At 57.7% G+C, this 19,899-nt stretch carries 17 protein-coding genes and 2 tRNA genes; 17 read left to right on the top strand and 2 right to left on the bottom strand.

Annotated elements, in window-relative coordinates:
- The first annotated feature begins 9 nt into the window (after positions 1-9).
- The gene (locus MUM_RS0122465; protein ID WP_010174315.1) at positions 10-414 is read left to right on the top strand and encodes a hypothetical protein; all 405 of its coding nucleotides are present in this window, start codon (positions 10-12) and stop codon (positions 412-414) included.
- A gap of 8 nt (positions 415-422) precedes the next feature.
- Here the strand turns inward: MUM_RS0122465 and MUM_RS0122470 are convergent, their stop codons facing one another.
- On the bottom strand, positions 423-731 hold the full coding sequence (locus MUM_RS0122470) for a YhbY family RNA-binding protein (RefSeq protein WP_010174318.1): 309 nt from the start codon (positions 729-731) through the stop codon (positions 423-425).
- Positions 732-836: 105 nt separating this feature from the next.
- On the opposite strand from MUM_RS0122470, the gene rlmE reads away from it, so the two are divergent.
- The 16 genes from rlmE to MUM_RS0122550 all read left to right on the top strand — a co-directional run bounded on the left by rlmE (position 837) and on the right by MUM_RS0122550 (position 16,791).
- A complete protein-coding gene (gene rlmE / locus MUM_RS0122475) occupies positions 837-1,487 on the top strand; it encodes a 23S rRNA (uridine(2552)-2'-O)-methyltransferase RlmE (protein WP_003212203.1) in 651 nt (216 codons plus the stop codon).
- A 200-nt stretch (positions 1,488-1,687) separates the two neighbouring features.
- Complete coding sequence (gene ftsH / locus MUM_RS0122480) at positions 1,688-3,598, top strand: ATP-dependent zinc metalloprotease FtsH (protein ID WP_010174320.1); 1,911 nt, start codon at positions 1,688-1,690, stop codon at positions 3,596-3,598.
- Positions 3,599-3,606: 8 nt separating this feature from the next.
- Complete coding sequence (gene folP / locus MUM_RS0122485; protein WP_010174322.1) at positions 3,607-4,458, top strand: dihydropteroate synthase; 852 nt, start codon at positions 3,607-3,609, stop codon at positions 4,456-4,458.
- 16 nt (positions 4,459-4,474) lie between these two features.
- Positions 4,475-5,812: a phosphoglucosamine mutase gene (gene glmM, locus MUM_RS0122490; RefSeq protein WP_010174324.1), complete on the top strand. Its 1,338-nt coding sequence runs from the start codon at positions 4,475-4,477 to the stop codon at positions 5,810-5,812.
- A 66-nt stretch (positions 5,813-5,878) separates the two neighbouring features.
- Entirely contained in the window at positions 5,879-6,634 is a 756-nt protein-coding gene (tpiA, locus tag MUM_RS0122495) for a triose-phosphate isomerase (protein WP_010174326.1), read from the top strand.
- A gap of 4 nt (positions 6,635-6,638) precedes the next feature.
- A complete protein-coding gene (gene secG / locus MUM_RS0122500) occupies positions 6,639-7,022 on the top strand; it encodes a preprotein translocase subunit SecG (RefSeq protein WP_026078118.1) in 384 nt (127 codons plus the stop codon).
- 21 nt (positions 7,023-7,043) lie between these two features.
- Positions 7,044-7,129 (top strand) — tRNA-Leu (locus MUM_RS0122505).
- A 96-nt stretch (positions 7,130-7,225) separates the two neighbouring features.
- Positions 7,226-7,302, top strand: a tRNA-Met gene (locus tag MUM_RS0122510).
- Positions 7,303-7,442: 140 nt separating this feature from the next.
- Entirely contained in the window at positions 7,443-7,901 is a 459-nt protein-coding gene (gene rimP, locus MUM_RS0122515; protein WP_003235029.1) for a ribosome maturation factor RimP, read from the top strand.
- 47 nt (positions 7,902-7,948) lie between these two features.
- Entirely contained in the window at positions 7,949-9,430 is a 1,482-nt protein-coding gene (nusA, locus tag MUM_RS0122520; protein ID WP_003212187.1) for a transcription termination factor NusA, read from the top strand.
- Between the two features lie 27 nt (positions 9,431-9,457).
- On the top strand, positions 9,458-11,980 hold the full coding sequence (gene infB, locus MUM_RS0122525; RefSeq protein ID WP_010174338.1) for a translation initiation factor IF-2: 2,523 nt from the start codon (positions 9,458-9,460) through the stop codon (positions 11,978-11,980).
- Between the two features lie 159 nt (positions 11,981-12,139).
- Positions 12,140-12,541 carry a 30S ribosome-binding factor RbfA gene (rbfA, locus tag MUM_RS0122530; RefSeq protein WP_003212184.1) on the top strand — a complete coding sequence of 134 codons (402 nt, stop codon included), beginning with the start codon at positions 12,140-12,142 and terminating at the stop codon, positions 12,539-12,541.
- Between the two features lie 3 nt (positions 12,542-12,544).
- The gene (truB, locus tag MUM_RS0122535; RefSeq protein WP_003212182.1) at positions 12,545-13,462 is read left to right on the top strand and encodes a tRNA pseudouridine(55) synthase TruB; all 918 of its coding nucleotides are present in this window, start codon (positions 12,545-12,547) and stop codon (positions 13,460-13,462) included.
- Between the two features lie 115 nt (positions 13,463-13,577).
- Positions 13,578-13,847, top strand: coding sequence for a 30S ribosomal protein S15 (gene rpsO, locus MUM_RS0122540; RefSeq protein ID WP_003177875.1), 270 nt, complete (start codon positions 13,578-13,580; stop codon positions 13,845-13,847).
- A gap of 194 nt (positions 13,848-14,041) precedes the next feature.
- Complete coding sequence (gene pnp / locus MUM_RS0122545; protein WP_010174346.1) at positions 14,042-16,147, top strand: polyribonucleotide nucleotidyltransferase; 2,106 nt, start codon at positions 14,042-14,044, stop codon at positions 16,145-16,147.
- Between the two features lie 296 nt (positions 16,148-16,443).
- Positions 16,444-16,791: a BON domain-containing protein gene (locus tag MUM_RS0122550; RefSeq protein ID WP_010174348.1), complete on the top strand. Its 348-nt coding sequence runs from the start codon at positions 16,444-16,446 to the stop codon at positions 16,789-16,791.
- 170 nt (positions 16,792-16,961) lie between these two features.
- Here the strand turns inward: MUM_RS0122550 and MUM_RS0122555 are convergent, their stop codons facing one another.
- Positions 16,962-19,895 (bottom strand): DUF748 domain-containing protein, encoded by a 2,934-nt coding sequence (locus MUM_RS0122555; RefSeq protein ID WP_010174350.1) that lies wholly within the window; start codon positions 19,893-19,895, stop codon positions 16,962-16,964.
- Between the last annotated feature and the right edge of the window lie 4 nt (positions 19,896-19,899).

The raw sequence follows: 19,899 nt of genomic DNA on the forward strand, positions 1-19,899 counted from the left end.
GCGGGCGCCATGCTTTGGCAGTTTGCCCAGATGCTTTGGGTTGGCGGCCTATGGCTGTTACATATTGGTGTACTGCCGGCGCTGGGCCTGATTGGCCTGGCACCGTTGCTGATCGATGAGGTCGGCGGATTATTAAGTGCGTTGCTGGTGGGTTTTGCAGCGGCGTGCGTGACGCTTCAAGCGCTGGTGCTGATCAAGGCCGAAGGCTTGGGGAGTTTGTGGCGGGATATTCGCGGGCAACTGCTGTTGATGGCGCTGTATGCGTGCGCGATGTTTTGCGTGGTGCGCATCTTTCTGCCGGAAGCGTTGCGCTGGCAGTTGTTCAGCTATCTTGTGCTAGGGTTTTCCGGGTTGGTGCTGGTTGTACAGCCGGCGCCAGGATGGAGTGGCAGGGCGCGCGAAGCACGCCCGTGACCCTTGTTTCACTTGAAGCGGTGTACGTTCGACAATTGCTTGTTGACGCTGAAGTTCTTGCGATACAGCAGCGCCATCTTGCCGATGACCTGAACCAGGTCCGCTTTGCCAACCTTGCACAGTTCTGCAATGGCTGCCAGGCGCGCCTCGCGATCAAGGATGCTGACCTTGATCTTAATCAGCTCATGATCGCCCAATGCGCGTTCAAGTTCGGCTAACACACCTTCAGTCAAACCGTTGTCTGCCACAATCAAAACTGGTTTCAGATGGTGGCCAATGGATTTGTACTGTTTCTTCTGCTCTTGAGTGAGCGGCATAATCTGACCCCTGCGTCTGATCTTGTAAAAAGCGGCGGCCAGTTTACCCGAGCGAGTCCGGGACCGCCCAGTTAATCACGACCCGTTTTATTTTCGAGGTGGCCCGTGGCCCGTTCCAAAACTAGCCTTAAGTGGCTGCAAGAGCATTTCAACGACCCTTACGTCAAAATGGCGCAAAAGGATGGCTACCGTTCCCGGGCCAGCTACAAGCTGCTGGAGATTCAGGAAAAGGACAAGTTGATCCGTCCTGGCATGAGCGTTATCGACCTTGGTGCCGCCCCGGGTGGCTGGTCCCAGGTGACCAGTCGTCTGATTGGTGGGCAAGGTCGTTTGATCGCTTCCGACATCCTGGAAATGGACAGCATCCCGGATGTGACCTTTGTTCACGGCGATTTTACCCAGGATGAAGTGTTGGCACAGATCCTGGAGGCGGTCGGAAATTCGCAGGTAGACCTTGTGATTTCCGATATGGCCCCCAATATGAGTGGATTACCCGCTGTTGATATGCCGCGGGCCATGTTCCTCTGTGAATTGGCATTGGATCTGGCGGGACGGGTACTACGTCCGGGTGGTGACTTTCTGGTCAAGGTCTTCCAGGGTGAAGGCTTCGACGAGTATCACAAGAACATCCGCAAGCTGTTCGACAAGGTACAGACACGCAAGCCTGACTCTTCCCGGGACAGGTCTCGCGAGCAGTATTTGCTGGGTCGCGGTTTCCGTGGCATTGAAGGCGCTGCCAGTGAAGAGCGTTTTTGAGAAATTTGACGGAGTCGATAGGTTTTTTTATATCGCTTTCGTCACGAAGCTTTACGAATATTGTGTAGTCAAAGTTTCACAAAGGGTTACAGACGGCGCCTGCCAGAGTTGTAGGTAATGTAGTAAGTTAGGCCGGTGAATATCATGCGAAGCACGCGCCAGTAGCGGAGCTTGCTTCAGAGGGTAGTTAATTGAACGATATGGCAAAGAATCTGATCCTGTGGTTGATCATCGCGGCTGTCCTCGTGACGGTGATGAACAACTTCTCCAGCCCTAACGAGCCGCAGACCCTCAACTATTCCGACTTCATCCAGCAAGTTAAGGATGGCAAGGTCGAGCGCGTAGCAGTTGATGGCTACGTGATTACCGGCAAGCGCAACGATGGTGACAGCTTCAAGACCATCCGTCCGGCAATCCAGGACAATGGCCTGATCGGCGACCTGGTGGATAACCACGTGGTTGTTGAAGGCAAGCAGCCTGAGCAGCAGAGCATCTGGACCCAGTTGCTGGTGGCCAGCTTCCCGATATTGGTGATTATCGCCGTGTTCATGTTCTTCATGCGCCAGATGCAAGGTGGTGCGGGAGGCAAGGGCGGGCCGATGAGCTTCGGCAAGAGCAAGGCACGCCTGCTTTCCGAAGATCAGGTGAAAACCACCCTGGCTGACGTCGCCGGTTGCGACGAAGCCAAGGAAGAAGTAGGCGAGCTGGTTGAATTCCTGCGCGATCCAGGCAAGTTCCAGCGCCTGGGTGGTCGTATTCCTCGCGGCGTGCTGATGGTTGGCCCGCCAGGTACCGGTAAAACCCTGTTGGCGAAGGCCATTGCGGGGGAAGCCAAGGTGCCGTTTTTCACCATTTCCGGTTCCGACTTTGTCGAAATGTTCGTCGGTGTGGGTGCCAGCCGTGTTCGCGATATGTTCGAGCAGGCCAAGAAGCACGCGCCATGCATCATCTTCATCGATGAAATCGACGCCGTTGGTCGCCATCGTGGCGCTGGCATGGGCGGCGGTCATGATGAGCGTGAGCAGACTCTCAACCAGTTGCTGGTTGAGATGGACGGCTTTGAAATGAATGACGGCATCATCGTGATCGCTGCGACCAACCGTCCTGACGTGCTTGACCCTGCGCTGCTGCGTCCGGGCCGTTTTGACCGTCAGGTTGTGGTGGGTCTGCCGGACATTCGTGGTCGCGAACAGATTCTGAAAGTGCACATGCGCAAAGTGCCAATGGGTGACGACGTGGCTCCGGCCGTGATTGCCCGCGGTACTCCAGGCTTCTCCGGTGCCGACCTTGCCAACCTGGTGAACGAAGCTTCGCTGTTCGCTGCCCGTACCGGCAAGCGCATCGTTGAAATGAAAGAGTTTGAGCTGGCGAAAGACAAGATCATGATGGGCGCCGAGCGCAAATCCATGGTCATGTCCGAGAAAGAGAAGCAGAACACCGCTTATCACGAAGCGGGTCACGCCATTGTTGGTCGCGTTGTGCCTGAGCATGACCCGGTCTACAAAGTGTCGATCATTCCACGTGGTCGGGCGCTGGGCGTCACCATGTTCCTGCCGGAAGAGGATCGCTACAGCCTCTCCAAGCGTGCGCTGATCAGCCAGATCTGTTCGCTGTATGGCGGCCGGATCGCTGAAGAGATGACCCTGGGCTTCGACGGTGTGACTACCGGTGCGTCCAACGACATCATGCGTGCCAGCCAGATTGCACGGAACATGGTCACCAAATGGGGTCTGTCGGAAAAGCTTGGTCCTTTGATGTACGCCGAGGAAGAAGGCGAAGTGTTCCTGGGTCGCGGTGGTGGCGGTCAAGCTGCGAGCTTCTCCGGCGAGACGGCCAAGCTGATCGACTCGGAAGTGCGCAGCATCATTGATCAGTGCTACGGCACGGCCAAGCAGATCCTTACCGACAACCGTGACAAGCTCGACGCCATGGCTGATGCCCTGATGAAGTACGAGACCATTGATGCCGAGCAGATCGACGACATCATGGCCGGTCGTACGCCTCGTGAGCCTCGCGATTGGGAAGGGGGGTCGGGTACTTCGGGCACGCCGCCGGTGGTACAGAACGAACGCCCTGAAACCCCGATCGGCGGCCCGGCTGCTGACCATTAAGGTTTGAAATGACTTCTGCGTTGTCCTCGACCCGGTTGCCTTGCGGCAGCCGGGTTCTTGATTTGGCCCATACACACGTTATGGGCATTCTTAATGTAACCCCTGATTCCTTTTCCGACGGTGGCCGCTTCAGTCAGCTGGATGCTGCGTTGCGTCATGCGGAAGCGATGGTGGCTGCCGGGGCGACCCTGATAGACGTCGGTGGTGAATCGACTCGTCCTGGTGCGCGCGCGGTTTCTCCTCTGGAGGAGTTGGAACGGGTTGCGCCGATTGTCGAGCGCATCCATCGAGAGTTGGACGTCATCATCTCTGTCGACACCTCGACTCCTGCCGTCATGCGCGAAACTGCGCGACTTGGCGCGGGGTTGATCAACGATGTGCGTTCTCTGCAGCGCGACGGCGCCCTTGATGCGGCCGCCGCCACGGGTCTGCCCGTTTGCCTGATGCACATGCTTGGTGAGCCGGGCACGATGCAGGACGATCCGCATTACGACAATCTGGTCGGTGAAGTGAAAGGCTTTCTAGCCGAACGCATGGCTCAATGCGCTGCTGTGGGGATTGCCCCCGAGCGGATCATCCTTGATCCGGGATTTGGTTTTGCCAAGACCCTGCAGCACAATTTGAGCCTGTTCAAGCATATGGAATCCCTGCATGCCCTTGGTCGGCCCCTTTTGGTTGGGGTTTCGCGCAAGAGCATGATAGGTCTGGCGTTGAATCGTCCGGTGGGTGAGCGGCTGCATGGCGGCCTGGCACTCGCGGCACTTGCCGTAGTCAAAGGCGCGCGTATCTTGCGCGTGCATGACGTGGCCGAGACGGTCGATGTCGTGCGAATGATCGCAGCGGTTGAATCAGCCGAATAAGAATGATGGAGCACTTATGACTAAAAAATATTTTGGCACCGATGGCATCCGCGGTCGGGTCGGCGAATTCCCGATTACCCCAGATTTCATGCTCAAGTTGGGTTGGGCCGCCGGTATGGCGTTCCGCAGCATGGGTGCGTGTCGCATCCTGGTGGGCAAGGACACCCGTATCTCGGGTTACATGTTTGAGTCCGCGCTGGAGGCTGGGTTGTCCGCCGCCGGTGCTGATGTGATGCTGCTGGGGCCGATGCCTACGCCGGCGATCGCTTACCTGACGCGTACCTTTCACGCTGAAGCCGGTATCGTGATCAGCGCTTCGCACAATCCTCACGATGACAACGGCATCAAGTTCTTCTCGGGCCAGGGCACCAAGCTGCCGGACGAGATCGAGCACATGATCGAAGAGTTGCTGGATGCGCCGATGACCGTCGTCGAATCGAGCAAGCTGGGCAAGGTGTCGCGGATTAACGACGCTTCCGGCCGTTACATCGAGTTCTGCAAAAGCAGCGTGCCGAGCAGTACCAATTTTGCGGGGCTGAAAGTCGTCATCGACTGTGCGCACGGCGCGACCTACAAGGTTGCGCCAAGCGTGTTCAAAGAGTTGGGCGCGCAGGTGACCGTGCTGTCGGCCCAGCCCAATGGCTTGAATATCAACGACAACTGCGGCTCCACCCATATGGGCCAGTTGCAGGCAGCGGTCCTGGCCGAACATGCTGACCTGGGCATCGCGTTTGATGGCGATGGCGATCGGGTATTGATGGTCGATCACACCGGTGCAATTGTTGATGGCGACGACCTGTTGTTCATCATCGCCCGTGATTTGCACGAACGTAACAAGCTGCAAGGCGGTGTCGTCGGCACCCTGATGAGTAATCTCGGCCTGGAACTGGCCCTGGCAGATCTGGGCATTCCGTTTGTGCGCGCCAATGTCGGTGACCGCTACGTGATCGCTGAGCTGCTGGAGCGCAATTGGCAGGTGGGTGGCGAAAACTCCGGGCATGTCGTCTGCTTCCAGCACACGACTACCGGCGATGCGATCATTGCGGCGCTGCAGGTGCTGTTGGCGCTGCGTCGTCGCGAAGAAAGCCTCGCCCAGGCACGCCAGGCGCTTCGCAAGTGCCCGCAGGTACTGCTGAACGTGCGCTTTGCGGGCGGTGATAACCCTATCGAGCATCCGGCCGTCAAAGAGGCCAGCGAGCGCGTCACTGTGGCCATGGCGGGCCGTGGCCGGGTCTTGCTGCGCAAGTCGGGCACCGAGCCTTTGGTGCGCGTAATGGTCGAAGGCGAGGACGAAACACAGGTTCGCGGCTATGCCGAAGAGCTGGCAAAACTGGTAACTGAAGTTTGCGCCTGAATTCGGCTTGCCAGTGATGATGTGGTTGGGTAACATCTGCGCCCACTTTGACCGACGAGGTACAGCATGCGTCGCACTATGGTAGCTGGTAACTGGAAGATGCACGGTACCCGCGCCAGTGTCGCTGAGCTGATCAACGGCCTTCGTCATTTGGCCTTGCCTGGCGGTGTTGATGTCGCGGTATTCCCGCCTTGCTTGTATATCAATCAAGTGATTGATGGCTTGAAAGGCAAGTCGATTCAGGTCGGCGCGCAGAACTCTGCGGTGGAATCCATGCAAGGTGCATTGACCGGTGAGATTGCACCGAGTCAGTTGGTTGATGCGGGTTGTTCCCTGGTGCTTGTTGGGCACTCCGAGCGTCGCCAGATCATGGGTGAGCGCGATGGGACACTCAATCGCAAATTCGCGGCGGCACAGGCTTGCGGCTTGATTCCGGTGTTGTGCATAGGGGAGACCCTTGAGCAGCGTGAGTCGGGTAAAACTCTTGAGGTTGTCGGGCGTCAGCTGGGCAGCATCATCGAGGAGCTGGGAGTCGGTGCCTTTGCAAATGCAGTAATTGCTTACGAGCCGGTCTGGGCCATTGGCACCGGGCTGACTGCTTCGCCGCAACAGGCGCAGGATGTGCACGCAGCCATCCGCGCGCAGTTGGCGGCAGAGAATTCTGAAGTCGCACGAGGTGTGCGGCTTCTATACGGCGGCAGCGTGAAGGCGGCCAATGCGGTCGAACTGTTCGGCATGCCGGATATCGATGGGGGGCTCATTGGTGGAGCTTCCCTGAATGCAGATGAGTTCGGTGCGATTTGTCGCGCCGCGGGAAACTGAAAAAATGCTGGAAACAGTCATCGTTGTTTTTCATCTGCTGGGTGCACTGGGCGTAGTTGCTCTGGTTTTGCTGCAGCAGGGTAAAGGTGCGGACGCTGGTGCGTCTTTCGGGGCAGGTGCTTCAAATACTGTGTTCGGAAGCCAAGGTTCCTCTACCTTTCTTAGTAAGTTTACTGCTATACTTGCCGCCGGTTTCTTCATAACCAGCTTGGGGTTAGGTTACTTTGCTAAAGAGAAAGCTCATGTGCTGACTCAAGTAGGTCTCCCAAATCCAGCAGTGTTGGAAGTTCCAAAAGCAAAACCGGCTTCTGATGATGTCCCGGTGCTTCAAGAGCAAAAGTCGGCTACTCCAGCGACTGACGTGCCTCCAGCTCAAGAGCAGAAGTAAGAAGGTTGTAAACGCTGTATTGCCGAGGTGGTGGAATTGGTAGACACGCAACCTTGAGGTGGTTGTGCCCATAGGGTGTAGGGGTTCGAGTCCCCTTCTCGGTACCAATTATCAGGAGAGCCCGCTGTTGCGGGCTTTCTTGTAGGTGGAAGGTTACATTGACCCTGTAAGGGATCGGTCGTATACTTCCGCCCCAGCTTTGTCGCGGGGTGGAGCAGTCTGGTAGCTCGTCGGGCTCATAACCCGAAGGTCGTCGGTTCAAATCCGGCCCCCGCAACCAGTTTTAGCGGAGCCCCTTTTAAGGGGCTTTTTGTTAGCTGGACACTTTCAACGCCGCTGTTCGACGGCGTTTCAAGGATGGGCGTTTCGCCCATTTTTTTATTTTGCACAGCATGCACATACATGCACGAGGGGGTTCAGGTGTCGAGCAAGCTAGAAGAGTTGCAGGCCTTGTTGGCCCCGGTGGTCGTGGCCCTAGGCTATGAATGCTGGGGTATTGAGTTTTCGGCTCAAGGTCGCCACTCAATGTTGCGCGTTTATATCGATAAAGAGGGCGGCGTGCTGGTGGACGATTGTGCCATTGTCAGCCGTCAGATCAGCGGTGTCCTGGATGTTGAAGATCCGATCTCCGTTGAATACACCCTCGAAGTTTCCTCGCCTGGCATGGAACGCCCACTGTTCACTATTGATCAGTTTGCAAAATTTGCCGGTGAACAAGTGAAGATCAAGCTGCGTTCTCCCTTTGAAGGGCGACGCAACTTTCAGGGCCTTCTGCGCGGTGTAGAAGAGCAGGACGTCGTGGTGCAGGTAGAAGACCATGAGTTCCTGTTGCCGATCGATATGATCGACAAGGCCAACATTATTCCCAGTTTTGACTGAGACGCGGATCCCGCGGATCCAATGGCTTGCGAAAGGCGAGGCGTACGATGAGCAAAGAAGTACTGCTGGTTGTTGAGTCGGTATCCAATGAAAAGGGCGTACCGGCAAACGTGATTTTTGAAGCGCTGGAGCTGGCCCTGGCCACTGCTACCAAAAAGCGTTTTGAAGACGAAGTTGATCTGCGTGTGGAAATCAACCGCCACACCGGTGCCTACGAGACTTTCCGTCGCTGGACGGTCGTCGAAGAAGCCGATCTTGATGATCCGGCCATCGAAACCTGGCCGAGCAAGGTTGCTGAAACGCACCCGGGCGCCCAGGTCGGTGATGTCGTCGAAGAAAAGATCGAATCCATCGAGTTCGGCCGCATCGCTGCACAGACTGCCAAGCAAGTCATCGTGCAGAAGGTCCGCGAAGCCGAGCGCGCTCAAGTCGTTGACGCCTATCGCGAGCGCCTGGGGGAAATCATCTCCGGCACCGTGAAAAAAGTCACCCGCGATAACGTGATCGTCGACCTGGGCAACAACGCTGAAGCGTTGCTGGCTCGCGAAGACATCATTTCCCGCGAAACTTTCCGGGTTGGCGTGCGTTTGCGTGCGCTGCTCAAGGAAATCCGCACCGAGAACCGCGGCCCTCAGTTGATCCTGTCGCGTACCGCGCCGGAAATGTTGATTGAATTGTTCCGCATCGAAGTGCCGGAAATTGCCGAAGGCCTGATCGAAGTCATGGCTGCGTCCCGCGACCCGGGTTCGCGCGCCAAGATCGCGGTCCGCTCCAAGGACAAACGCATCGACCCGCAAGGTGCTTGCATTGGTATGCGCGGTTCGCGCGTCCAGGCAGTGTCGGGCGAATTGGGCGGTGAGCGTGTGGACATCGTCCTGTGGGACGATAACCCGGCGCAGTTCGTGATCAACGCAATGTCGCCTGCTGAAGTGGCGGCAATTATCGTTGACGAGGATGCCCATGCAATGGACATCGCCGTTGGCGCAGACAATCTGGCTCAGGCCATCGGTCGCGGTGGTCAGAACGTACGTTTGGCCAGCCAGTTGACCGGCTGGACCCTGAACGTGATGACCGAATCGGACATCCAGGCTAAGCAGCAAGCAGAAACCGGTGACATCCTGCGCAACTTCATCGACGAGCTGGAAGTCGACGAAGACCTGGCGCAGGTGCTGGTAGATGAAGGCTTCACCAGCCTGGAAGAGATTGCCTACGTACCGTTGGAAGAAATGCTCAACATCGACGGCTTTGACGAAGACACCGTCAACGAGCTTCGCGCTCGGGCCAAGGATCGTTTGTTGACTAAAGCCATCGCTACTGAGGAAAAGCTGGCAGACGCCCATCCGGCCGAAGACCTGCTCTCGCTTGAGGGTATGGACAAGGATTTGGCGATGGAACTGGCGGTGCGCGGCGTAATTACCCGCGAAGACCTGGCCGAGCAGTCTATTGACGACCTGCTCGACATCGACGGCATTGACGATGATCGTGCCGGCAAGTTGATCATGGCCGCCCGAGCCCATTGGTTCGAGTAATTAGGCGCGGCCTGAGGAGAGAAGTGCATGACGCAAGTCACGGTGAAACAACTGGCCGATGAGGTCAAAACACCGGTAGAGCGCCTGTTGCAGCAGATGCGTGAGGCAGGTCTGCCGCACACCGCCGCCGATGAAGGTGTGAGCGATAGTGAGAAGCAGTCTTTGCTGACTCACTTGAAGAGCAGCCACAAGGCGAAAGTGGAAGAACCGCGCAAGATTACATTGCAGCGCAAAACCACCAGCACCCTGCGTGTTGCTGGTAGCAAGAGCATCAGCGTTGAAGTACGCAAGAAGAAAGTCTTCGTACAGCGCAGCCCGGAAGAAATCGAAGCCGAGCGCAAACGCGAACTGGAAGAACGTCGCGCAGTAGAAAATGCTGCTCGTCAGAAGGCTGAAGAAGAAGCCAAGCGTCGCGCCGAAGAAGAAGCGCGTCGCCAGCCTGCTGCTGCGCAACCTGCTAACACTGAGGCCGTTGCTGCGCCTAGCGCGCCTGTAGAAGCTGTTCGTGAGGCCACTCCGGTTGCCGCCGCGCCTGCTCCTGCAGCCGACGCTCGCAAACGCGAAGAACCTCGTCGCCCGGACAAACCACGTGCCGACGATAACAATCGTCGTGGCAGTGGCGATGGTGAGCGCAAAAACGCTCCGCATCGTGCTTCGGTCAAAGAGAAGGCGCCAGCGCCACGCGTTGCTCCACGTACTACCGACGAAGAAAGCGACAGCTTCCGTCGCGGTGGTCGCGGCAAGGCCAAGCTGAAGAAGCGCAACGCCCACGGTTTCCAGAGCCCAACCGGCCCTGTCGTGCGTGATGTGCAGATCGGCGAGACCATCACTGTTGGCGATCTCGCCAATCAGATGTCGGTCAAGGCTGCTGAAATCATCAAGTTCATGTTCAAGCTGGGTACTCCAGCCACCATCAACCAGGTACTGGATCAGGAAACTGCCCAACTGGTTGCTGAAGAGCTGGGCCACAAAGTGACCCTGGTCAGCGACACCGCCCTGGAAGATTCCCTGGCCGAGTCCCTGAAGTTTGAAGGCGAGACCTTCTCCCGTGCGCCAGTCGTGACCGTAATGGGCCACGTTGACCATGGTAAGACCTCGCTGCTCGACTACATCCGTCGTGCCAAGGTAGCTGCAGGCGAAGCCGGCGGCATCACCCAGCACATCGGTGCGTACCACGTTGAAACCGAACGCGGCATGGTCACCTTCCTCGACACCCCAGGTCACGCCGCGTTTACCGCGATGCGTGCCCGTGGTGCCAAGGCGACTGACATCGTGATCCTGGTAGTTGCAGCGGACGACGGCGTCATGCCGCAGACCATTGAAGCTGTCCAGCACGCCAAGGCCGCTGGTGTTCCACTGGTAGTTGCAGTGAACAAAATCGACAAGCCGGGCGCCGATCTCGATCGCATCCGTAGCGAGTTGTCGGTTCACGGCGTGACGTCCGAAGAGTGGGGCGGTGATACGCCGTTCGTTTCGGTTTCGGCGAAAGTCGGTACCGGTGTAGACGAACTGCTTGAAGCTGTTCTGCTGCAAGCCGAAGTACTCGAACTGAAAGCAACCCCATCGGCCCCGGGTCGTGGTGTTGTGGTTGAATCGCGTCTCGACAAAGGTCGTGGCCCGGTTGCAACCGTTCTGGTTCAAGACGGTACCCTGCGCCAAGGCGACATGGTCCTGGTCGGTTCGAACTACGGCCGTGTGCGTGCCATGCTCGACGAGAACGGCAAGCCAATCAAAGAAGCCGGTCCTTCCATCCCTGTCGAGATCCTCGGCCTGGACGGTACCCCGGACGCTGGCGACGAGATGAGCGTGCTGTCGGACGAGAAGAAAGCCCGTGAAGTGGCTCTGTTCCGTCAAGGCAAGTTCCGCGAAGTCAAGCTGGCCCGTGCTCACGCCGGCAAGCTGGAAAACATCTTCGAGAACATGGGCCAGGCAGAGAAGAAGACGCTTAACATCGTCCTCAAATCTGACGTTCGTGGTTCCCTCGAAGCGTTGAACGGCGCCTTGAACGGCCTGGGTAACGACGAAGTGCAAGTGCGTGTTGTCGGTGGCGGTGTCGGTGGTATCACCGAATCCGACGCCAACCTGGCACTGGCTTCCAACGCTGTACTGTTCGGCTTCAACGTGCGTGCCGATGCGGGCGCACGGAAGATTGTCGAGCAGGAAGGCCTGGACATGCGTTACTACAACGTCATCTACGACATCATCGAAGACGTCAAGAAGGCCCTCACCGGCATGCTTGGCAGCGACGTCCGGGAGAACATCCTGGGTGTGGCCGAGGTGCGTGACGTGTTCCGCTCGCCGAAATTCGGCGCGATCGCCGGTTGCATGGTTATCGAAGGTGTTGTGCACCGTAACCGTCCAATCCGTGTACTGCGTGAAGACATCGTTATCTTCGAAGGCGAGCTGGAATCCCTGCGCCGCTTCAAGGATGACGCTTCCGAAGTACGTGCCGGCATGGAATGCGGTATCGGCGTCAAGAGCTACAACGACGTCAAGGCTGGCGACAAGATCGAAGTCTACGAGAAGGTCCAGGTTGCTCGCAGCCTCTAACTCGCGCACTTCAAGGGCCACGCGGCGCCCAGGCATGCAAATGCCGGGCGCAGCGTCCGGACTCTAAACGCAACGCCCGGTCTGGCTTTTGTCAGGCCGGGCGTTTGCCGCTTTCAGACCCCACGGGTTTCACCGTGTGGCAGTAACAGGTAACAAGACATGGCAAAAGAATACAGCCGTACCCAACGTATCGGCGATCAGATGCAGCGCGAGCTCGCACAGCTGATCCGTCGTGAAGTAAAAGACCCACGTGTTGGCCTCGTCACCATCACCGCCGTTGAAGTCAGCCGTGACGTTGGTCACGCCAAGATCTTCATCACCGTGATGGGCCAGGACAACAGCGAAGAAATCGCGCAAAGCATCAAGGTGCTCAACTCTGCCGCAGGCTTCCTGCGCATGCAGCTGGCCCGCGAAATGAAGCTGCGCAGCGTTCCACAGTTGCATTTCCACTACGACGAAAGCGTCGTGCGTGGCGCGCACCTGTCGGCACTGATCGAGCGGGCCGTGGCTGAAGACAATCAGCACCCGGAATCCGCCACGCCTGAAGACGCCAAGGAGTAATCGGTGGCTCAGGTCAAACGTATCCGTCGTAACGTCAGCGGCATCATTCTGCTCGACAAGCCCATTGGCTTTACCTCCAATGCGGCGTTGCAGAAGGTCCGCTGGCTGCTCAATGCCGAGAAGGCAGGGCACACCGGCAGCCTCGATCCCCTGGCCACCGGCGTGTTGCCGTTGTGTTTTGGCGAGGCCACCAAGTTTTCGCAATACCTGCTCGATTCCGACAAGGGTTACGAAACCCTGATGCAACTGGGCAAGACCACCACCACGGCAGACGCCGAAGGTGATGTTTTGCAGGTTCGCGAGGTGACCGTTGGTCGTGCTGATATCGAAGCTGCCTTACCCGCTTTTCGTGGGCAAATCAGTCAGATACCGCCGATGTACTCGGCTCTCAAGCGTGATGGCCAGCCTCTTTACAAGCTGGCACGTGCAGGTGAAGTGGTGGAGCGCGAACCGCGTTCTGTTACTATTGCGCGCTTGGAATTGCTCGCCGCCGAAGGCGACACTGCCCGGTTGGCGGTGGACTGCAGCAAAGGCACCTATATCCGTACCCTGGTGGAGGATATTGGTGAGCAACTAGGCTGTGGCGCATACGTTGCAGAACTGCGACGCACCCAGGCAGGCCCTTTCACCCTGGCCCAGACGGTCACGCTGGAAGAGCTGGAAGCGGTACATGCCGAAGGCGGCAACGAAGCGGTTGATCGCTTCCTGATGCCATCGGACAGCGGTTTGCTGGATTGGCCACTGCTGCACTTCTCGGAGCACAGCGCGTTCTACTGGCTTAACGGCCAGCCGGTACGTGCACCGGATGCCCCGAAGTTCGGCATGGTGCGGGTACAAGATCACAACGGTCGCTTCATCGGTATCGGTGAAGTGAGCGAAGACGGGCGCATCGCGCCGCGTCGACTGATTCGGTCAGAATGACCGAACGAGGGTGGCTGTTAACAGGCACGGTCACTACTCATTTTTAGATACAGGGATTTGTCCCTGGCCTGTTGAAACTGTCCTTTGGATGGTTTCCTGAAAAAAGGATTGCCTCATGGCTCTCGACGTTCAAGAAAAAGCTCAAATCGTAGCTGACTACCAGCAAGCTGTTGGTGACACTGGTTCGCCAGAAGTGCAAGTTGCACTGCTGACCCACAACATCAACAAGCTGCAAGGTCACTTCAAGGCCAACGGTAAAGATCACCACTCCCGTCGTGGTCTGATCCGCATGGTAAACCAGCGTCGTAAGCTGCTGGACTACCTGAAAGGCAAGGATCTGGGTCGTTATCAGACTCTGATCGGTCGCCTGGGTCTGCGTCGCTAATAAGCGATTGCGCTAGAGGTTGGTTGGCTGTCGTGTGTCAGTGGGTTTCCCGCTGGCCCATGGCAGGCTTCCAGCCTCAAGTTTTATCTGGATACACGTTTTACCCTGGACAGGCGTTGGGCCGATTCCCGACATTGCCCAAGAATTTCGCAAGAAGACAAGTTCCCCAAGAGCCACAAAGAAGGTAGGACACCGTGAACCCGGTTATCAAAAAATTCCAGTTCGGTCAGTCGACCGTTACCCTCGAGACAGGCCGTATTGCCCGTCAAGCCTCCGGCGCAGTGCTGGTCACCGTTGACGACGACGTCACCGTATTGGTGACCGTTGTTGGCGCCAAGACCGCTGACCCGAGCAAAGGCTTTTTCCCTCTTTCCGTTCACTACCAGGAAAAGACTTACGCTGCCGGTAAGATCCCTGGCGGTTTCTTCAAGCGTGAAGGCCGTCCTTCCGAGAAAGAAACCCTGACTTCCCGACTGATCGACCGTCCGATCCGTCCGCTGTTCCCAGAAGGCTTCATGAACGAAGTGCAGGTTGTCTGCACCGTCGTTTCCACCAGCAAGAAGACCGATCCGGACATCGCTGCGATGATCGGTACCTCGGCTGCCCTGGCCATCTCCGGTATTCCGTTCGATGGCCCGATCGGCGCTGCCCGTGTTGCGTTCCACGAAAGCACCGGCTACCTGCTGAACCCGACTTACGAACAACAGAAAGCTTCGAGCCTGGACATGGTCGTTGCCGGTACTTCGGAAGCCGTGTTGATGGTTGAATCGGAAGCCAAAGAGCTGACCGAAGACCAGATGCTGGGTGCGGTGCTGTTTGCTCACGACGAGTTCCAGGTTGTGATCAACGCTGTCAAAGAACTGGCTGCTGAAGCTGCCAAGCCAACCTGGACCTGGGCTCCTGCGCCTGAAGCGACTGAACTGCTGGGCGCTATCCGCTCCGAGTTCGGCACCGCCATCTCCGACGCCTACACCATCACCATCAAGGCCGATCGTTACGCTCGCCTGGGTGAGCTGAAGGACCAGGTTGTTGCCAAGCTGTCCGGTGAAGAAGGCCAGCCTTCTTCCAGCGAAGTCAAAGCAGCATTCGGCGAAATCGAATACCGCACCGTTCGCGAAAACATCGTAAACGGCAAGCCACGTATCGATGGTCGCGACACTCGCACCGTACGCCCGCTGAACATCGAAGTCGGCGTTCTGCCAAAAACCCACGGTTCGGCGCTGTTCACCCGTGGCGAAACCCAGGCCCTGGTTGTTGCAACACTGGGTACTGCCCGTGACGCACAGCTGCTGGACACCCTGGAAGGCGAGAAAAAAGACCCGTTCATGCTGCACTACAACTTCCCTCCGTTCTCGGTAGGTGAGTGTGGTCGCATGGGTGGCGCTGGTCGTCGCGAAATCGGTCACGGCCGCCTGGCCCGTCGTTCGATTTCGGCCATGCTGCCTGCCGCCGACGTGTTCCCGTACACCATTCGTGTTGTGTCGGAAATCACCGAGTCCAACGGTTCCAGCTCCATGGCTTCGGTCTGCGGTGCTTCCCTGGCGCTGATGGACGCTGGTGTTCCGATGAAGGCACCGGTTGCCGGTATCGCCATGGGTCTGGTTAAAGAAGGCGAGAAGTTCGCCATCCTGACCGACATCCTGGGCGACGAAGACCACCTGGGCGACATGGACTTCAAAGTAGCCGGTACCGCCAAAGGTGTTACCGCGCTGCAGATGGACATCAAGATCAAGGGCATCACCGAAGAAATCATGGAAATCGCTCTGGGCCAAGCCCTGGAAGCGCGCCTGAACATTCTCGGTCAGATGAACCAGATCATTGGTCAGTCCCGTACCGAACTGTCGGAAAATGCTCCGACCATGATCGCGATGAAAATCGACACCGACAAAATCCGTGATGTTATCGGTAAAGGCGGCGCGACCATTCGTGCGATCTGTGAAGAGACCAAGGCTTCGATCGACATCGAAGACGACGGCTCGATCAAGATCTTCGGCGAAACCAAGGAAGCGGCTGAGGCTGCACGCCAGCGCGTTCTGGGTATCACCGCTGAGGCAGAGATCGGCAAGATCTACGTCGGTAAGGTTGAGCGCATCGTCGACTTCGGCGCATTCGTCAACATCCTGCCAGGCAAGGACGGTCTGGTTCACATCTCCATGCTGAGCGACGCTCGCGTTGAGAAAGTGACCGACATCCTGAAAGAAGGCCAGGAAGTGGAAGTGCTGGTACTGGACGTGGACAACCGCGGCCGTATCAAGCTGTCCATCAAGGACGTAGCAGCAGCCAAGGCTTCGGGCGTTTAATCACCCCGTCGCTGCCAGCTGAAAAAAGGGACTCTTCGGAGTCCTTTTTTTATGCCTGTGGGAAAGTGTCGCGAAATCAGGCGTTTAGCCATACCCAAAAGCCGCAACTTGCATGCAGGCACGATCGCCTTCATGCAAGTTGCACGATTTCGAAAATTGGGTATTTTTATAAGATATTGATTTATAAGGTTTTTATTAGAAATAAAAACTTGGCACAGCGCCTGCAATAGTACTGATAGCCCTGCAGCTTTAACGTTTACACGCTGCAGACTTTTGATAAAACAGGAGTTACTCGTATGAAAAAGTTCGCTATCGCTGCTGCAACTGCCACCGCTCTGACCCTGACCATGGCCAACGTGGCCTTCGCTCAAACTTCCCAGGCGCCTATGGTTGTAGCGGCCGGTGAAGTGACCAAAGCCAAGGAAGCGACCTCCGATACCTGGATCACTACCAAAGTGAAAAGTGACCTGGTTACCGAGAAAGGCATTCCTGGTACCGACATCAAAGTCGAAACCAACAAAGGCGTAGTGTCCCTGTCGTCGACCGTAGCTATCACCGAAGCTCAGAAAACGACTGCTGTTGCCATCGCCAAGAAAATCAAAGGCGTTAAAGCTGTATCGGCCGACGGCCTGAAAGCAGAGTAACGCTTAACGAATCGCCTGAACTAGGCAGAGGCGGCCACGAGCGAGTCAAGACATCCGCTCAATGCACCTCACAGGTTCATGCGACCGGCCACACGGATGTGGTCATTACAGGCCCCGGCACTTGTGCCGGGGCCTGTTCTATTGGGGAAGGGAAAAGCTGGCGGGAGTAGTTACTCGGCATCCAGATGCATTGGCGTCACCACCCGACCATCTTTCTCGGCTTCACCCAGGTTTGCATCGATAAAGTAAACCCGGTCATCTTCCAGCTGGCCCTTGTCCACCAGGTAGTCCTTGATCGCGCTGGCGCGGTCCTGGCCCAGTTGGCGTAGCAGCACGTCGCTGCCGCTCCAGAACTTGATCACACCGTCCCGCAGCTTGGCAGTGCGCTCATCGCTGCCCAGGTCCTTCCACTCGGGAGGCGGCTGCAGTTTCAAGCGGGTGCGGTAGATGCCTTCCAGCAGTGGCGCCTTCTCCTTTTCAGGGACTTCAAGCAGCGACGCCTGTGCCGGGACTTTATCGCCACGGCGCTGGAGGATCTTGTAGTAGTTGTACTGGTATTCGCGTTCCAGTCGTTGTGCGGCCAAAAGCGGGCCGTCACTGCTGGCAGCGGCGGTACCTTCGATTTCCAGGCGCAGGGCAGGGCGCTCCTTTAGTGCCTTGGCGAGGCTGTCCAGCGCCGACTCGGAGTCCTTGCTCAGCTCGCTGGAACCCGCCGCAAACGACACGTTGCCGAGGTCCTGGGCGCCGCCACCGCTGATCAGGCCGCCAATAAACTTGAACGGTGCCGTGGCTGCACGTACCACCAGGTTACGCAGGGTCTGCCAGACAATCGGCATCACGCTGAATTGCGGGTTGTTCAAGTCACCGGTTACCGGCAGCTCAATGGAGATCTTGCCGTCGGAATCCTTGAGCAGGGCAATCGCCAGGCGAATCGGCAGGTCCACGGCGTCGGCACTGTCGACCTTCTCACCCAGTTGCAACTGCTCGACCACCACTTTGTTCTCGGCCTTCAACTGGCCCTTGGTGATGACGTAATGCAGGTCCAGGTTGAGCCGGCCCTTGCGGATACGGAACCCGGCGAATTTGCCCGAGTACGGTGTGAGTGTGGTCAGTTCGACACGTTTGAAGCTGGTGGCGATATCCAGTGCGGCCATCGGATCAAACGGATTGACGCTGCCCTTGATGGTGACCGGCGCATAACGGTCAACCTTGCCCTTGACGTCAACGCTCGCCGGTTTCGCCTGGCGACTGTCGATGGTGCCGATCTGGCCGTTAAGCTGTTGAATGGCGGTGGCGAAGTTCGGGGTCAGGCTGAAGTCGGCGAAATTGGCCGAGCCGTCGTTGATCGCAATTTGACCCACGCGGATGCCCAAGGGCTTTTCCTTACCGGCCGCAGGTTTCGCGGCCGACTTGCTGCCGCTGTTGGCCGGCTGCGGAATCAGCAAGTCATCGATGTTGGTGGTGCGGTCATCATTGATCATGAAGCGCACGTAGGGCTGCAACAGGTTGACCTTGTCGATCGACAGGCTGTCGCCGTGTTGATAGTTCACGCCTTCCAGTACCAACCGCTGCCACTTCAGGAAGTCGCGGGTTTTCAGGGTGTCCAGGGTGTGTAACTGGTCGACCTGTGCCCGGCCAGTCACCTGGAACGCCAGGGGCTCGGTGCTTTTCAGGTTTACATCCAGGTTGCTGCCGAGCATGCCGCTCCGCAGTTCCAGGCGGATAAACGGGCTGATGTAGGACTGCGCGACACGCAGGTCGATGTCTTTTGTGTCCACTTTCAGCTTGGCGCTGACCGGGCTCAGGTTGATCTGGCCGGTGGCCTGGAGCTTGCCTTGCTTGCCTACGCCGGTATCGAGCTTGAGGGTAAACGGGCTCTGGTTAAGGCTGTCGAAATCCTGCAGGTCAAGGTTCAGCGGGCCGACTTCCAGGGCCACTGCCGGTTTGGCCGAGCGGTCCGCCAGATGCACTTGATAGTTGCGCAGTTGCACATCGTTGAGCAGCACTTGCCAAGGCTTGCTCGGCGCGGCCGGCGCAGGTTTTGGCGAGTCGGCGGTGGCCGGGGCGGCGGCGGTTTCGGGCGCGGCTGCCGGTTTGCTCGGCTGGCTGGCGAACAGCTTTTGCCAATCCAGCTGGCCGTCGGCTTCGAGGGCCGCCCAGGTTTCGAGTTTATTGCTACGGATCTTGCCGACGATCACTTGCTGCTTGGCCAGGTCGACGGTGGTTTCGCTGACATCCAGTTTCTCCAGGCGCGCGAGCGGCCGGCCATCCGGTGCCTTGATCGCAAACGGCGCGACACTCAGGGCGACGTTGGTCAGGTTCAGCTCGGTTTCTTTCGCCAGGCTCAGCTTGTAGTCGGTGCTGAAGTTGAGGACACCGTCTTCCAGAACCAGCGGCACCGCGTCACGCACATACGGCCACCAGACTTTCATCTTGCCGTCGGTAACCTTGAGTTTGCCTTCGGAGGCAATCGGGATAAGGCTGAAATTGCCGGTCCAGTCGATCTGGCCGCCTTCCGGTCCGGCTGCCACCAACGTCATGTCGGCATTGTCTTCGGGCAGGGTGCTGAGGTTTTTCAGCTCGAAATCCAGTTTGTCGTAGAGAAACTCGATCGGCTCGCTAGGGCGCAAATCCTGGAAGTGCACATAGCCGCCCGCCAGCTTGATGTTATCGATGCGCAGGGGGAACGGTTTGGCGTTCGGATCGGTTGGGGTCGGCTCGCTGGCCGGCAATTTGAACAGCTGTGCCAGGTTGAGCTGGCCGGACTTGTCGAACAGCAGTTCGGTCTTTGGCTTGTCGAGTTGGACGTCAGCCAGGTGCAGGGCGCGTGTCCACAAACTGTCGATCTGCAGGTTGGCATAGAGGCGTTCAAAGGCCACTTGCTCCTTGCCGGGCTCACCGATATTCAGGCCCCACACGGTCAATTCGAGACTGAACGGGTTGAGCTCGATACGCTGGATATGCGCCGGCACGGTGGCGTAATTGGCCAACTGTTGATTGGCCACACGAAGGGCAATGCCGGGGAGAATAAGGAAGCCCAGCAAGCTGTACAGGGCAAGGGCGGTCAGCAAGGCGCCGGCGGCGCGAATCAATCCTTTGGGCATATGT

This window comes from Pseudomonas sp. PAMC 25886, assembly GCF_000242655.1.
Lineage (GTDB): Bacteria > Pseudomonadota > Gammaproteobacteria > Pseudomonadales > Pseudomonadaceae > Aquipseudomonas.